Source organism: Rhodanobacter fulvus Jip2, from assembly GCF_000264315.1.
Taxonomy (GTDB): Bacteria; Pseudomonadota; Gammaproteobacteria; order Xanthomonadales; family Rhodanobacteraceae; genus Rhodanobacter; species Rhodanobacter fulvus.
In genome coordinates this window covers 76947-91085 of sequence record NZ_AJXU01000051.1, presented here as the reverse complement: position 1 = coordinate 91085, position 14139 = coordinate 76947, and the positions used below count along the sequence as shown (strand labels likewise).

At 65.5% G+C, this 14139-nt stretch carries 20 protein-coding genes; 2 read left to right on the top strand and 18 right to left on the bottom strand.

Annotation, left to right across the window (positions count from 1 at the left end; translation table 11 throughout):
- Positions 1-73 precede the first annotated feature (73 nt).
- Complete coding sequence (locus UU9_RS12645) at positions 74-2011, top strand: SUMF1/EgtB/PvdO family nonheme iron enzyme (RefSeq protein WP_007082147.1); 1938 nt, start codon at positions 74-76, stop codon at positions 2009-2011.
- Positions 2012-2224: 213 nt separating this feature from the next.
- Positions 2225-2653: a response regulator gene (locus UU9_RS12640; protein ID WP_007082146.1), complete on the top strand. Its 429-nt coding sequence runs from the start codon at positions 2225-2227 to the stop codon at positions 2651-2653.
- A 268-nt stretch (positions 2654-2921) separates the two neighbouring features.
- Here the strand turns inward: UU9_RS12640 and UU9_RS12635 are convergent, their stop codons facing one another.
- The 18 genes from UU9_RS12635 to UU9_RS12555 form a co-directional block, all read right to left on the bottom strand.
- On the bottom strand, positions 2922-3950 hold the full coding sequence (locus tag UU9_RS12635; protein ID WP_007082145.1) for a tyrosine-type recombinase/integrase: 1029 nt from the start codon (positions 3948-3950) through the stop codon (positions 2922-2924).
- A gap of 2 nt (positions 3951-3952) precedes the next feature.
- Positions 3953-4156 carry a DUF4224 domain-containing protein gene (locus tag UU9_RS12630; protein ID WP_007082144.1) on the bottom strand — a complete coding sequence of 68 codons (204 nt, stop codon included), beginning with the start codon at positions 4154-4156 and terminating at the stop codon, positions 3953-3955.
- Positions 4153-4749: a DnaJ domain-containing protein gene (locus UU9_RS12625; protein WP_007082143.1), complete on the bottom strand. Its 597-nt coding sequence runs from the start codon at positions 4747-4749 to the stop codon at positions 4153-4155. The genes UU9_RS12630 and UU9_RS12625 overlap by 4 nt, the downstream gene beginning before the upstream one ends.
- A complete protein-coding gene (locus UU9_RS12620; protein WP_007082142.1) occupies positions 4746-5660 on the bottom strand; it encodes a DNA cytosine methyltransferase in 915 nt (304 codons plus the stop codon). The genes UU9_RS12625 and UU9_RS12620 overlap by 4 nt, the downstream gene beginning before the upstream one ends.
- A complete protein-coding gene (locus UU9_RS18000; protein ID WP_156804283.1) occupies positions 5657-5833 on the bottom strand; it encodes a hypothetical protein in 177 nt (58 codons plus the stop codon). Before UU9_RS18000 ends, UU9_RS12620 begins: the two co-directional genes overlap by 4 nt.
- A complete protein-coding gene (locus UU9_RS12615) occupies positions 5830-6318 on the bottom strand; it encodes a DUF1643 domain-containing protein (protein WP_007082141.1) in 489 nt (162 codons plus the stop codon). The genes UU9_RS18000 and UU9_RS12615 overlap by 4 nt, the downstream gene beginning before the upstream one ends.
- Positions 6318-6584 carry a hypothetical protein gene (locus tag UU9_RS12610; RefSeq protein ID WP_007082140.1) on the bottom strand — a complete coding sequence of 89 codons (267 nt, stop codon included), beginning with the start codon at positions 6582-6584 and terminating at the stop codon, positions 6318-6320. The genes UU9_RS12615 and UU9_RS12610 overlap by 1 nt, the downstream gene beginning before the upstream one ends.
- On the bottom strand, positions 6584-7003 hold the full coding sequence (locus UU9_RS12605; RefSeq protein ID WP_007082139.1) for a hypothetical protein: 420 nt from the start codon (positions 7001-7003) through the stop codon (positions 6584-6586). Before UU9_RS12605 ends, UU9_RS12610 begins: the two co-directional genes overlap by 1 nt.
- 198 nt (positions 7004-7201) lie before the next feature.
- Positions 7202-8002: a hypothetical protein gene (locus UU9_RS12600; protein ID WP_007082138.1), complete on the bottom strand. Its 801-nt coding sequence runs from the start codon at positions 8000-8002 to the stop codon at positions 7202-7204.
- Positions 7999-8508, bottom strand: coding sequence for a hypothetical protein (locus tag UU9_RS12595; RefSeq protein WP_007082137.1), 510 nt, complete (start codon positions 8506-8508; stop codon positions 7999-8001). Before UU9_RS12595 ends, UU9_RS12600 begins: the two co-directional genes overlap by 4 nt.
- A gap of 169 nt (positions 8509-8677) precedes the next feature.
- Positions 8678-9733 carry a recombination protein RecT gene (recT, locus tag UU9_RS12590; protein ID WP_007082136.1) on the bottom strand — a complete coding sequence of 352 codons (1056 nt, stop codon included), beginning with the start codon at positions 9731-9733 and terminating at the stop codon, positions 8678-8680.
- A 19-nt stretch (positions 9734-9752) separates the two neighbouring features.
- Positions 9753-10589: a YqaJ viral recombinase family nuclease gene (locus UU9_RS12585; protein WP_007082135.1), complete on the bottom strand. Its 837-nt coding sequence runs from the start codon at positions 10587-10589 to the stop codon at positions 9753-9755.
- Between the two features lies 1 nt (position 10590).
- Positions 10591-11535 (bottom strand): Gabija anti-defense Gad2 family protein, encoded by a 945-nt coding sequence (locus UU9_RS12580; RefSeq protein ID WP_007082134.1) that lies wholly within the window; start codon positions 11533-11535, stop codon positions 10591-10593.
- Positions 11532-12803, bottom strand: coding sequence for a coiled-coil domain-containing protein (locus UU9_RS12575; RefSeq protein ID WP_162098776.1), 1272 nt, complete (start codon positions 12801-12803; stop codon positions 11532-11534). Before UU9_RS12575 ends, UU9_RS12580 begins: the two co-directional genes overlap by 4 nt.
- On the bottom strand, positions 12781-12984 hold the full coding sequence (locus UU9_RS12570) for a hypothetical protein (RefSeq protein WP_007082132.1): 204 nt from the start codon (positions 12982-12984) through the stop codon (positions 12781-12783). The genes UU9_RS12575 and UU9_RS12570 overlap by 23 nt, the downstream gene beginning before the upstream one ends.
- A 157-nt stretch (positions 12985-13141) precedes the next feature.
- Entirely contained in the window at positions 13142-13516 is a 375-nt protein-coding gene (locus UU9_RS12565) for a hypothetical protein (RefSeq protein ID WP_007082131.1), read from the bottom strand.
- Positions 13513-13866, bottom strand: coding sequence for a hypothetical protein (locus UU9_RS12560; RefSeq protein WP_007082130.1), 354 nt, complete (start codon positions 13864-13866; stop codon positions 13513-13515). Before UU9_RS12560 ends, UU9_RS12565 begins: the two co-directional genes overlap by 4 nt.
- Positions 13863-14057, bottom strand: a complete 195-nt coding sequence (locus UU9_RS12555) for a hypothetical protein (protein ID WP_007082129.1) — start codon at positions 14055-14057, stop codon at positions 13863-13865. Before UU9_RS12555 ends, UU9_RS12560 begins: the two co-directional genes overlap by 4 nt.
- Positions 14058-14139 lie beyond the last annotated feature (82 nt).

The following is a 14139-nucleotide window of genomic DNA, read 5'->3' as shown; positions in this document are numbered from 1 at the left end:
GATTGCCCTGCCAGCAGTTTGTGCCTAAGGTGAGCAGCGCACCATAACAGGCCGCCTCGAGGACGCCCAACCCATGCCAAGCAATACCGTCTTGCGCCGCCAGCGCGCCATGGGTGGCGCGCTGGGTGTACTGGTGCTGGCGTTCGCGCTGACTTACCACTTTTTCCCGCAGCTGTTTCACGTCAGCCCCGAACAGACGACTCCGCGCGGCATGTCGCTGGGCGGCCCCAACGCGGGGCAGCAGCAGCGTGAGCAGGTGCCGGCGATCGCCGAGGTCAATGCCGGTCCGCCGATGACGCTGGCGCCGGCCAGTGTCATCGCCGCGCGCATGAAACATGGCAACGCCCATCTCCCCGAGCAGTTGAGCGAGGACCCGCCGGCGGTGCGCGCGTTGCTGGCGCGGGCCACCAAGGCGTTGCGCGCCGGCGAACTGGTGGGCGCCAGGGAAAGCGCCGCCGTGTTGTTCGCCCAGGCGCTGAAGGAAAAGCCGGACAGCCGCCGCGCCGCGCAAGGCCTGTTCGATGTGCGTGCGCGGCTGGTGGCGCAGATCGGGCAGGATATTGCCGTGGGCGACGCCGAAGGCGCGGTGGAATTGCTCGATGCGCTGCGCACGCTGCCGCATGCCGGCGATGACGTGGCGCAACTGGAAACCCAGCTGAAGACGCTGCTTACCGTCCGCCCGATGCTGGCCAAGGCGGCGAGCCAGCTGCAGCAGGGCAAGGCCGACCAGCCGGCGGGCGACAGCGCGCTGGATACCTATCGCGAAGTGCAGAAGCTCGATCCGCAGAACGCGGTGGCGGAGCAGGGTATTTTCCAGGTGCAGCGCGTGGTGCTGGACCGTGCGCTGGCGGCGGTGGCGCAGAACAAGTTCGACGAAGCCGACAAGGAACTGGCGCGGGCGGCCGACATCCACCCCGGCTCGCAGCAATGGCAGGACGTGCGCAAGCGGGTCGACGACATCCGCGGTCAGCGCGCCAACGGGATACTGGCCCAGGGGCGCTCGGCGCTGGATGGCGGCAATCTCGCGCTGGCCGAAAAGCTGGCGCGCCAGGCGCGCGATGTCGATCCTCATCTGCCGACGCTGGATCAATTCGACGAGCAACTGATCAACGCGCGCCTGTACGCAAGTTACCGGCCGGGCCAGGTGTTCAACGACCACTACATCGATTTGCCGGGCAAGACGCCAGCGATGGTGGTCATCCCCACAGGCAGCTTCCAGATGGGCTCCCCGGCCAGTGAGCCCGGTCACAACGACGCGGAAACGCCGCAGCATGCCGTCACTATCGCGATGGGTTTTGCGATGGCTCGCAGCGCGATCACGGTGGCGCAATTCCGCGAATTCGTGCGGGCGAGTGGTTATCGCCCCGACTCCGAGAAACTCGGCGGCGCCAGTGTCTACGACGAGCGCAGCGGCACCATGCGCGACGATGCCGATGCGAGCTGGGAGGACGATTACGCCGGCCGCAAGGCGGCGGATGACCTGCCGGTGGTCAATGTTTCCTGGAACGACGCCAGCGCCTACGCGGCATGGCTGGGCGAACGCACGGGCAAGATCTATCGCCTGGCGAGCGAGGCCGAGTTCGAATACGCCCTGCGCGGCGGCACCACGACGCGTTACTGGTGGGGCGACGGCACGCCGCAGAAGACGGTGGAGAACCTCACCGGGTCGGGCGACCACTCGCCCACCGGCCGACGCTGGAGCCATGCGTTCCGCGGCTATCGCGACGGCTATTGGGGGCCGGCGCCGGTGATGAAATTCGCGCCCAACCCGTTCGGCTTGTACGACATCAACGGCAACGTGTCGGAGTGGGTCGCCGACTGCTGGCACGACAACTACAACCGCGCGCCGGTGAATGGCGGCGCCTGGATCAACCCCGGTTGCACGGCGCGCGTGGTGCGTGGCGGTTCGTGGGGCAGTTCGCCGGACCAGGAGCGCTCGGCGTATCGGCAGGGCGTGGACGCCACCGTGCGCAGCGGCAGGGTGGGGTTCCGGGTGGTGCGCGAGCTGTGACGTCGCCGCTACCCATGGCCTGCCGCATCTGCAAAAATGGCAATCCCTGTCGTACATGCATGCTGGTGGAATCCACCCGCGTGCAGCTTTTTACGGAGGTGCCATGACTCCCGAGACGATCATTGCGTTGCGATCGCACCGCGCCCGATGCGGGCGTTTCGGCGCGACGCCCTCGATAGGTGACTTGTCCACCGTTGCAACCGGGCACGACGCATGACGGCGCCCTCGCGAACCCTGCCACCGCCAAACACCGCGCCGCGGCGCATCCTGCTGGCGGAAGACGAGATGCTGGTGGCGATGCTGCTCGAAGACATCCTCATCGACCAGGGCCATGCGCTGATCGGTCCGCTGGCGCACCTGGACCGGGCGCTGCAGGCGGCGCAGCACGAAGCGTTCGACCTGGCCATCCTGGACGTCAACCTCAATGGCCAGGAAATCTACCCCGTGGCGGAGGTGCTGATGGAGCGCGGCATCCCGTTTGCGTTTTCCACCGGCTACGGCGTGCAGGGTCTGCCGGAGCGCTGGCGGAAACAGCCCACCTTGCAGAAGCCCTACCACCGCGACGAGCTCTACCGCATGGTCGACGAGCTGGCGCTGGCCGGCACGCTGAAGAACCCCACTTCGGAAGCTCCCGGCGCCTGACCCGCCGCACGACGCATCGGACACGAAAAAGCCCGCGTCAAAGCGGGCTTTTTCGTTTTGACGGCGTCCAGCGAAGGGCGCTGAACACCAAAGTGGTACCGGTGATAGGACTCGAACCTACACGACATCGCTGCCAGCGGATTTTGAGTCCCGGTCGATCCGTCAAATAAATCAACCGGATAGCTCCAGTGGTGGTCCGCAATCGGGTGGTTTTCGAAGCCTTGAAAGCCTTGCGCTGTCTACAGGCCGAGAGAATTGCGGACCGAAATCAGCGGGTCGGCGTGGACTTTGCGCCGCGCCGATTCCTGACGTAGTGCTCCGTCATCGTGACCGACGAATGACCCAGCTGTTTCTGCGCCTCGCGGATATCGGCAGCTGAGTCGGCCTTGTCGGTACCGGCCTTGGCACGCAGGTCGCGGAGCTGGAAAGCGTCTGGGTTGATGCCGGCCAACGTGCAGGTGTCGCGGAACGAACGGCGCAGACGGTCATACGTCCAAGGCTGGCCATCCTCGCCCACAATCAGCCGTGTAGCGTGCACCTTGTAGCCGGCCTTGCGCTCGGCGATGCGGTCGATCAGCTGCGCCAGGTCGCCGGTGATCTCGATGCGCCGCTTCGTGCCGGTCTTGCCCTGCTTGATGTGCAGGAACCCATCGCGCATGTCCCGCTGGTCCATCCGCAGCGTGTCGGCCACGCGCTGGCCCGCCAGATAGGCAAGGTCCATGGCGTCGCGCAGCGGGCCGCTGGCGATCTTCCAGACGGCATCGAACGCATCATCCTCCACGTACACGTCGCGCCCCGTCTCGCGGTTGCCCTTGATGCCGGCGCAGGGGTTGGCCAGGCTCGTGTAGCCCTCGCCGCGCGCCCAGTTCCAGATATGCGACAGCAGGGCCTTTTCACGGTTCGCGCGGATCTTTGCCTTGGCGCTGCGCCAGGTAAGGTATTGCCGCACGTTGACCGGCTCGATCGCTTCCAGCGGACACGGTGGATCGTCGAAATAGGCCAGCAGTTGTTTCAGTTCCTTGGCATTGTCGAGTTGCGTGCGCGGCGCTTTCGTCGGAATGACGATGGCGCGGTACCGATCGGCGACATAGCGAAACGTGATCACCGCCGCCGGCTTCTCGTCGCTGGCACGGTGGATCTCGGCCCAGCGCTTGATGGCCAGGCCGTAATCACTGCCCAGCGGCTCCTCGCGCCGCGGCTTGCCGCCGTGGTCGTAGTAGTAGAAGGTCTTGCCGGATGGCTTCTTGCGCTCGCGAAGCTGCGGCACCGCATCCGGTCGTTTCGGCAGACGTCCCATTGTCACGCGGCCTTGTTCGACTTCCAGCGCATCGGAGCTTGCGCCTGATCGTGATCACCTTCAACTGCGGCACGCGTCACCACCGGCCAGCCGTGGGCGTCCACGTAGTGGCGGATGCCGTTCTTGCGCAGGAAGGCGCACTGGCCAGCCTTGAGCTTGCACCGCGTCAGGTCGGCAATCTCCTCGCGGGTCAGGGCGATGCTCATTCGCTGGTCGCCTCCGCATACGCTTGCTGGATCCGGTTGAACATCTCGGCATCGCCGCCCTTGTCGGGATGGTGTTGGCTGCGCAAGCGTTTGTAGGCGGCATCGATCTCGGCACGACTGGACAGCGCGGACGTGCCCAGCACGTCGCTCCAATGAGCGGAGCTGTTCTCGATCTCGACAAAGCCGGTGAATGCCCGGTTGAGGATTTCGGCACCGCCGTGGCGCTCGATGGCGCGCATGGCGTCCAGGGTTGCGGCGATGGCGGCGAGGTTGTCGGCGACGCGGTCATAGCGGTCGATGGCCATACAGCGCGTGTTCTTGGCCTTGTCGCGCCAGTAGACCGCGGCGCCGGGATCGGCGGGCTCGCGCTGGCCAGACTTCGGCCAGCCGTCCATGCGCAGCTCGAGGTTCGTGCTCACGACCAGGTCGTCGTCAAGGATCGACATGCGGCCAAGTTCTTCGCGCACGCGCGTCACGGCGTCGGCGATCGTCAGCTCGCGCTTGTTCCGGGTGAACGTGGCGCGCTTGCGCTGGTAGGACTTCAGTCGGCCCCAGCCATCGGGCCAGGTCAGTGGGAAGGCGGGGATGGTCATGCAACATTCCTCAGTGATTCGAATATGTGCATCGCTCCAGTCCTGGGCACGGCGTTGCCAAGTAGCTTCATGGCGTCGGCATGCCTCGGCGGCAGCACGTAATCGTCGGGAACCGTCATTGCCAGTCGCGCTTCCGTGATCGACAGCATGCGCATCCGGTCGCCGTCGATGACGGCCCAGCGGTCAACGGTTGGGATCGTGCCAATCGGGCGATGCAAGCTGCGGCCAGTCAAGCCGGACCCATTGCTGTAGTACGGCGCCACGAAGCGATCGCCGTGCATCTGTCGGCCGTGCTCAATACGCGCGATGGTGTTCGGCGAGCGGCCGGGCTTGCGGATAGGCGACCAACTGCCGGCGTTGAAATCGACGATCTTCGTCGCTGGAATGTGAGGAAGCTTCGGCAGATCGAGCTGCAGCGGATGCTTCGATCGAGACAGCACGATGATGACGCGCTCGCGATTCTGCGGCACATCCAAGTCGGCGAAATCGACCCGATGCGGCGAGATGGCATACCCCAGCGCCGTGACGGCTTGACACCACGCAGGGAACAGCACCCAGCGCGTGAAAGCGACCACGTTTTCCACCACGCCGTAACTCGGTCGGTGGCATTCCAGTGCCGACACCACCGCCCAGGCGGTCGCGCGATCGGCGTCGTGGTGAGGGCGGTCTTTACCGCGTGCCGGCGTGTGACCAGTGCAGGCCGGCGAGGCAATCAGTAAATCGTGCGCGGGAACCTGTGTCCAATCGGCTTGATGTAGATCCTGGCATTTCGGCTCGATGGAATGATTCGCGGCGTAGCAATCGACGGCTACCTGCCAATGGTTAGCGGCCCATATGACGTTGATGCCAGCATCCTCAGCGCCGCGGCTGAAAAGTCCGGACCCGGCGAACAGGTCAATCGCGCGCATCATGCGAACAGCTCCGCTTGTGACGGCTCGCGCATCGCTGCCGCCTTGCGCCGGCAGCCGGCCACCATGCCCATCAGTGTCCAGTAGAAATCCTTGTTCTGCGGGTGGTGGCGACGCCGGCCGGCCTCGGCAAGGTAGACGCGGGCGCAGTGGAGTTGGAGTTGGCGGTCGGTCATGCCCACACCTGCAGCGCTGTATCGCGCGCCAGATAGAGCGGGTGGCGTGGCTGCTGGTGGCCTTTGGTCAGTCCGAGGTGGTGCAGCTGGTGGCCGTTATCGATCAGCAGCCTCCGCACCGTGTCACCGCGCCCACGATGCCGCCCATGCTCGCCCCAGGCGCAGACGATGCGATCGCCACCACGGGCCGCACGCAGGAGCCAGTCATCGCCAGCAGGCCCGACCGGGTCGATTGCGGCAAGCATGTCGCGCGGTAGCGTTGCGCGCCACGCGAACAGGTTGACGACCTCCACACGCCTGAAGCGCCACGCGCCGGCGAAGCCGATGCATTGCCGAATAGTCTGGTCGTCCACAGTGTGGTCAGCGGTGCTCGGATTGAGCATCACGAATACGCACGTCCCGGCGCCATCAGCAAGTGTGCGCGTCAGCAGATACCGGTATTTTCCACAGGGCGACAGTTCGGCGCTGCGGCTGACGATGCTCATCACACCACCCCCATCAACGCCAGGTCGATCTCATCCACCGTATTCCGCAGCTGATGCCGCGCCACGTTCAGCTCGGCGGCGACGAGGTGCCGCGAACAGCCCGGGTGGAAGTTGCGGGTTTCCGCATGCAGTGCGCCGGCCTGGTCGCGACGGAACAGGCGGTACGTCACGCCAGCGGGTGCGCCCGTGGTTTCGTGTCCCGGGATGCGGGCGTAGCTGAAGCAGCCGTGGTGCGCGGGGAGCTTGCGGGTGAAGGGGCGGGGCATCAGTTGCCCTCCGCCTGCGCGTTGCCGATGGCGCGGGTGAGTTTGTCGGCAAGCGATTGCGCCCGAATCAGCGCAGGCACCTCTGCCTTATCTCGCAGCTCTACAATCACCTCCCGAACCAACGCCACATCCACCGCCTGCGCATTTGCCAAATACTGCGCCCGTGCAATGAGCTGTGTATGCCATGACATGTCGTCCATGTCCGGATCACGAACTTCGCCTAAGCGTTCGGCGATCTGGAATATGGCATCTTGCAAGGCATCCACCGCCTGCGCTGGCTGGGCGATGTGGGCACGAACGTCACGTAGTAGTTCGTCCGCTATGCCTTGGCCATTCAACAAACCGGCCGATCCAAGCATGTTGCGTAGAACTGGCAATGCAGCCTCCACGCGCCCAAGCAGCGTCATTTTCTCGGCCATCTCACTCTCCTTTGGGCTGGTTGGGCTGTTGGGCGGCCTCGTTCTCGCAGTTCGCGCACTGGTCGCCAGGGGCGGCGGCTGTCACGCCGACATGCGCACCAAGGAAGTTGTAGAGACCGCGCACCATCCGCGCATGGTGGTCGCAGCACGCCACCGGGCCGGATGGCGCATGCACGACGTACTGGGCGGGGAAGCTGCTCACCCCTCACCCCCATCACCCTCGGGCGTCGCGTTGCTGTCGGCGAGTAGCGCATCCCAGCAGGTCGCGCACAGCGGCACGCCCTCGCTGTCGTGGTGCTCGACCGGGCCACACTCCGGGCTACCACCTTCGCAGCGTTCCGGCATATCACCCTCGGGCGCGGACGGGGCGGCGGCGAGATAGTCGGCCAGCGCGTCCTGTTCGTTCAAGGTGCCGCCTGCGTCCAGCCAATCGGCAGTCCTGATATTCGCTGCAATGGTCAGCGCCTTATGGATCAGCACATCCGGCACCCCGGCGGGCGAGGATGCGGGTGCGGGGCGGGTGTAGAGCGGCGTCCCATCCGGAAGCACGGGGGCGCCATCAAGCATTTGGGCCTCTTGCGAGAAGCCATTGCGAGCGATGCCGCGATAGTCGAAGTGCCTCACCTTCGCCACCGCCTCACCCTGGCCCTGCGCGGCGAGGGCGGCTTTGATCGTGCCTATGAGGCTCGGCCATTTCGCACAGAGCTGCGCGGTGCCGGGGAGCTGCGCATTGATGAGGCTCCCTGCGTGGTGCAGAACCTTGAGCGCAGCAATCGCGTCGCCCTCGGCAGCCGATATTTCCTGCCACGAGGGTGCGATGTACCGATAGGCCGCCTCAACATCCCCCACCCGCCCGCTGTCGGCTGGCTTGCTCAGGGTGTCGGCGTAGGCTTCCAGCATGCGGCTGCAATCCAGTTCAATGGCGTACTCGTTTGGCGCGTGATCTCGTATGAGCCGCGAAGTCTCCCGCACTTCCTCGGCGGTGAATTTCTGGGTCATGCCGCCAAGTCCTTCTCATCCCGACTCGGCGGAATCAGCGACAGCTCCACCGTGTCCTGGATCAGCTGGCAGAGCTTGCCGCTGGTGCGGCCGTCCTGATTGAAGTTGGCCGTGAACTTGACCTTGCAGCTACCACCGTCCAGCGCTTCGAACACGAAGCCGGACAGCTCGACGTCATCCAGCTTGATCGCCTCGTCGAGCGCCAGGCCGGTCACGATCTCGATCTTGTAGCCCGGGAAATCCTCGTCCCAGACCAGCGGCTTCAACTGCGGCAGCTTGCGCGAGGTCAGGCCGTCGCTGGCCTCCAGCGGCAACTCGGTCTGCTCACCGGGCGCCGGCTTGCGGTACAGCAGTTTCTTGAAGCCCTTGTCGAACAGGTCGAGCACGGAGTTATGCATGGTCGTCTCGCATTTGAGTGTGCCGGCGAGGACGTTCTCCGGGCCATGCTTCTCCATGCGTGGCGTGAACGAGTTGATGGCGGTCTGCTGCTTCTGAAGGCTGAACATGGGGCGTTGCTCCAGTCGGGAAAGGGTGGCCGGTTACGCCGGCCGGGCGTGTTGGGATGGGTGGCAGTGGCCGGTGCTGATCTCCGGCATCTAGGTCATTTGGCGCTTTCGTTTCGGGCCTACTTCCCGGTTATGAGCGCATCAGCCTGCGCATTCACTGCCATAGGGGTTACTCGCCGCCGACGATGTCGAGCGCGCGCTGGTTGTAGAGGTCCGTCATGTCCGCGTGGTAGTCGATGTGCAGCTGCTTCACGAGGTCGAAGGCGTCGTCCAGGTCCTTGCGCGTGGTCGCGGCGGCGATAGCGTCGTGGACTTCCTGGGCGGTGATGGCGGGGGCGTTGTTGGGCGCGCCGCTGGCCGGCTCGTCGTGCGCTTCGACGCGGTAATCGCCGTCGATCACCATGGCGTTGTGCTGCGACAGGCCGGCATCAGCTTGTTCGTCCAGGCCGACCGCGCGCTGAATCTCGATCGACACGGGCAGGTACTTGAACAGGCGACGGATGACGGTCTTCAGCGCCATCGGCTCGAAGTGGTCGTGCCAGGTCGACGTGGGGTCCTTCTTGTGCTTCTCGGCGGCGGAGACTGCGGCCTTGAAACCCTGGCTCTCATTGCGCACGCGCTCGATGTCGGCGCGGCTCATCACGTCGAACTGCACACCGCCGTCTTTCAGCTTGGCCACGGCATACACGAAAGTCAGCTCGCCGCGGTCGGCGGCCGTCCAGTTCGGGCGGTGCACGATCTTGGAATCCAGACCAAGCTCGACCTCGAAGTGATCGGCGGCATACACGGCGCGCGCTTCCAGACTCAGGATCTGGCCGGAGCGGCGGGCCAGGTCGAGCATGCCGCGATAGCCGAGGATCAGCTGCACCTCAGTGCCGACCACGCCCCACTGACCACCAGCCAGCTTGCCGCGCTTGTCGAAAGGGATCAGGTAGGCGTGACCCAGCGCGCCACCCGGCTCAAGGCCCAGCGCCGCCAGCTGCATGATCGCGCCGAGGAACGACGTCTGATCGCACTGCGCCAGCTTCGGGTTCTTGCGGATCTCGGTGAGCGCGATGCGCGCCAGCCGGTCGGCCGTCATGTGCTTCGGCAGGGCCAGCGCCATCTGTGCCTTGATCTTCGGATCGGTCAGCAGGTGGGCGAGGGTCTTGTGGCCGGCGTCATTGGTGGCGACGGCGGTGCCGGTGGACTGGCCTTGTACGGCTTGCTTGAGTGTCTGTGCCATGTTGGTGTTGCTCCTGGGGTTATCGAATTCGAAAGGTGCGGACGCCGTCGGCGCGTTGCTTCCACGTAGCGACGGATTGGCCGTGGACGGTCAGGGTGGTGGCGTCGCGCATGAATGCCTTGATGGCGTACTCGTGGACTTCCTTGCGCGCGGTGTGCAGCTTCAACGCCTGGCGCTCGGCGCAGAGGGCTTCGAGCGTGTCGCGGATGTCGGTGTCGGCCTCGACGTCACGGCCGGTGCTGCGCGGGTACAGGCGCAGAAGGTCGTCGACGTTGGTCGGCGGAGGCGGGCGTCGCGGGATGACGTGGAAGCGCCAGAAGTCGTGCGCCTGCCTGCGGATCTCGGCGATCAGCTCATCATCGCGTTCCACGCGGTAAATGCGCTGGTCGTCGAAGCCGATCAGGGCTTGCACGTAGCAGAGCTGGCGGTCGGTGACACCAAGCCCCCACATCGCCTGCGCCGTGACGTACAGCGGCGGCTCGTCGCCGGCATCGGGATCGCCCCACGCGCTGACCGCGTTGGGATGCACAGTCTTCGTCTCGCCGTTGCAGTCGCCTTCCGGCTCGAAGTCGATTTCCGCTTTTGCCCACGGAAACTGAGGGTCGTCGTAGCGCTCATTCGTGCGCACGATGGCCAGGCCGGTGCGGCGCGTAAACTTCTTCGCCGCCCACGGCTCCAGGTCGCGGCGGTCGTCGAAGAACTCGCGCTGCGCGTCGGAGATTTCGGCCTCGTCGCCGGTGATCGTCAGGTACTCGTCCAGCGGCGACTTGAACGGCGACAGGCCGAGGATGCCGGCGATGTTGCCGCCGCCGATGTAGCCGCGGGTCGGGCTGAGGGGCTGAAGTTGCGCGCTCATCTCAAAACATCCTGTCGATGATTTCGATCAGATAGGCGGTGTTGACCTTCGTCGGGTCGCTCTCCTTCAACTTGGCGATGACCTCGCAGAAGTAGGCGCAGTCGACGCCGGTGAGCTGGTCCTGCAGCACCTCGATGTTCGTCAGGTCGAGCGCGGAGATCTGCATCACCGCTTTCAGAATCTGGCCGGCATTGATCGTCCAGCCGCGCTTGATGAATTTCCGCAGGCGAATCACTGAGCAGACCGGATACCGGCTTCCGACGTAGATCAGCTCGCGCGCTAGCAGCGCCTCGAGCGCGGCCGGGCGCAAGACCAGGGCGTTGTCCCAGCTGGTCCAGTAGTTCGTGCAATGGATGAAGTCGTAGTTCTCGTGAATCGCGTCGGGTTCACCGAAGAACCGCAGCACGATCTGCACCCGGTCGCTCAGCGTGATCGCATTGGTCGAAAGGAACACCGGCCGATACGGAGGCCTCGCGTCCGCGGTGTCGCCGGTCGCTGCCTGCTTCGTCTCTTCGTAGGCTTCCTGCACATCGCCTGCGTTGTCCATGATCTCGGCGACGTACTGGCTCGACTCGCCCTCCGGTCGCGATTCGAAGTATTCGTAGGGCTTGCTGGTGCCGTACTCGCTGGCGATACCGGCAGACTTGACCACGATCCGAATCCGATCGGGCGAAGCGTCGTCGACGTAGATATTGCAAGGAATGCCGGCGCGTGCGCTGGGCTGGAAGCGCTGCACGTAGTACTTCGCTACTGCCAGCGTCGCCTCACGTGTCTGGAAGTACACGTCGAAGTCGTTGACGGCCTCTTTGAGCAGCATTGAGGCGATGGCGCCGCCGGTCACGATGACGTTCTGCGCAGCCAACTGGCGCACGCTCTCGTCGTCGATCGTGGACAGCCAGGCATCGACTTTCGCGCGAATAACGGCTTTGATGGTCTTGGATTTCATGCCCGCGCAACCCGCTTCGCCCGCGCCGGCGTGACCGCGGCTTCGTCGTTGGCCAGCGCGGCGGCGAGGTCGTCAATCGCGGCGTCGACGTTGCCGCCATTGCTTCGCGCCGACACGACAGCCTCGGCCGCCTCCCGCAGCCCAAGGTTCGCCAGCCGATCAGCTTCGGCCTTCGCTGCCGCCGCCTCGCGCTCGCGCTTGAGCTGCGCCGCCTGCTCGTCAAGCTTCCGTTGCTCGGCGGCCTGGCGCTCGCGTTCGGCCTGCATCTCGGCTTCCTGCTCCCGGCGCTCCACTGCCAGCCGGTCACGTTCGGCCGCTGCCGCTTCCATCGCCTTCCCGCGCTCGATGGCGGCCAGCCGTTCCTGTTCGGCCTGCTCGGCGGCACGCGCTGCCGCTTCCTCGGCCGCAACCCGATCCCGCTCGGCCTGCGCCTTGCGATCCGCTTCCGCCCGATCAGCCGCGGCGCGCTCGGCGGCCTCACGCTGCAGCCGCTCGTTCTCGGCGCGCACGCGCTCCAGTTCCTCGCGCTCCGCCTTGATCTTCGCCTGCTCGGCCTCGGCCTCCTTCTGCGCCGCCAGCAGGTCCTGCACGCGCGCCACGGCCGCGGCCAGGGCATCGGTAGCCGTGAGGTAGTCGGCGCCCAGCTCGGCCTCGTCCAGCACGGTCGCCTTCAGGTTGGCCAGCTGGCCGGCGATGATCACGGACGGCTTGCCGACCAGCGAGGCCGGCACATCGCGGATGGCCTGGATCTTCTTCTGGATCGCCTCGACGCGCAGGCGTTCGGCTTCCAGCTTCTCCAGCCGTGCCGCTTCGATCGCCGTGTCCCACTGGTCGCGCAGGATCTGCAGACGCTCCTCCTCGGGAGCGATGAAGCCGATCAACTCCTTCTCTTTCGCGATGACAGCCTTCGCGAACTTGTTGGCGTCGTCGCGCGCTTCCTTGCCGCGTTTTTCGATGTCGATACGGCGGCTCTTCAGCAGCATCAGTGACGAGTGGCATTCCTCGCGACCGGCTTTGTTGCTGATCTGCGTGATCCGCTCGGAGGATTTCGCCAGAGCGGTGAGCTCGGCCTTCGTTTCGTCGAAGCTGAGCAGCTGGGCGGCGCGGGCTTCGGGTGCAAGGGTGGCGAGATTCTGGGTATTCATGGGGTTTCCTTGAAGTTGGGATGAGCGAGCCGACAGCGCCTGATCCGTCGCTGCTCGGAATGAAGCCGTCCCTACGCGGCCCGGCTCGCTCGGTGACTGGTTACGTGCGCTCGAACTCGGCAACAACGCCGTCGCGCGTCTTCGCGCTTTGCTCGATGTAGGCCTGCCGGTTTGCCTCGCTGACTACATCGAAGGCCGCGCCAAGCTGTTCGGGCATCGGTGCCGTGATGGTCACGGCGGGCCGGCTGTGCGTGACGCGCTGGATCATGTGGACCGCGAGCGGTTGGTGGTCGAAAGCAATCATGTGGACGGCTCCGAAGAAGTGCCGGCCGCCGCGCGCTCCAGGGGTTGAGCTACCGGCGGTAGGACCGGTGCGGCGGCCAGCGGTGAAAGGGGTGCCCGCTGATCGGCAATGGCCATCAGTTCGGCGATGTAGGCGTCATCGAGGACGAGGGTGCACATCAGGCGTGCGCTCCGGCGACGCGACGCGCTTCCTGCGCCGCGATGTTCTGCGCGACGATGGACGGGCCGAGATGCGAGACGATCGCGGTTATCCGTTCGCGCACCGCGGCAGCCCGGCGGCGCTCGCGCAACTGCACGCGGCGAACGCCCCATTGCGGGAATTGGCGGTAGAGGCTTAGGCGCGTCTGCGCGTCGATGGGGTTGAAGGGCTTGCTGTATTGCCGCTCCGGAAGCCGGCCGACGCAGACGCGGACCCATTCCTGCGCGCGATCCTTGTCCTGCCACGTGGAGCAGGGTGGTGGCGGGAGCAGGGCGAGTGAGCGACGGGCAACGCGGGCCAGGTGGCGCTGGGTGAGGTATTCGGAGCGAATCACTGGATCCACCCCCATTTCACTGCGAGCCCTACCAGCCCGACGCCCAGCAGCACGAGCCACACCAGCGCGCCACCAAGGAACGCCGCCTCGTTCTCGCGAGCCTCGGCCTTGATCAGCTCCCACGTCGTCAACTCGACCGGCTCACCAGCTGCGCGCAATGCCTCACGCTCGGCGTGCGACAGCGCGTTGAGGTAGGCCGTGACGAACGGGCCGACGTAGGGCTTGGCCAGTTCGGCTTGCTCGCCGGCGTTGACCGGAGCGCCCTGCCAGTCGTCGGACCAGGAGAGGGACTGGTACTCCTCGATCGCGCGGCGGCGCTCGGCGAAGGTGAGGGGTTGCTCGGCGCTCATGCGCTGACTCCCCGCGCCATCGCCTCAACCGCCGCGACTTCGCGTTTCAGCTCGGCGATGATCAGCTGAACCTCAGAGGGCTCCATCGCGAGCTTCGTGCCGGGAACCAGTTCGAGCCAGATTTCCAAACCACCGTCGATGCGGTAGGCGCGTGGCACGGCGGTGCGGTCGTTCTGCGTGAGGATGTACATGTCGTCTCCCTGGCCGGTTGGCTTGGGGGAGAGATTACCAGACAGTAATACCGTGTCAATACTAAAAGGTAATATTTTTCAA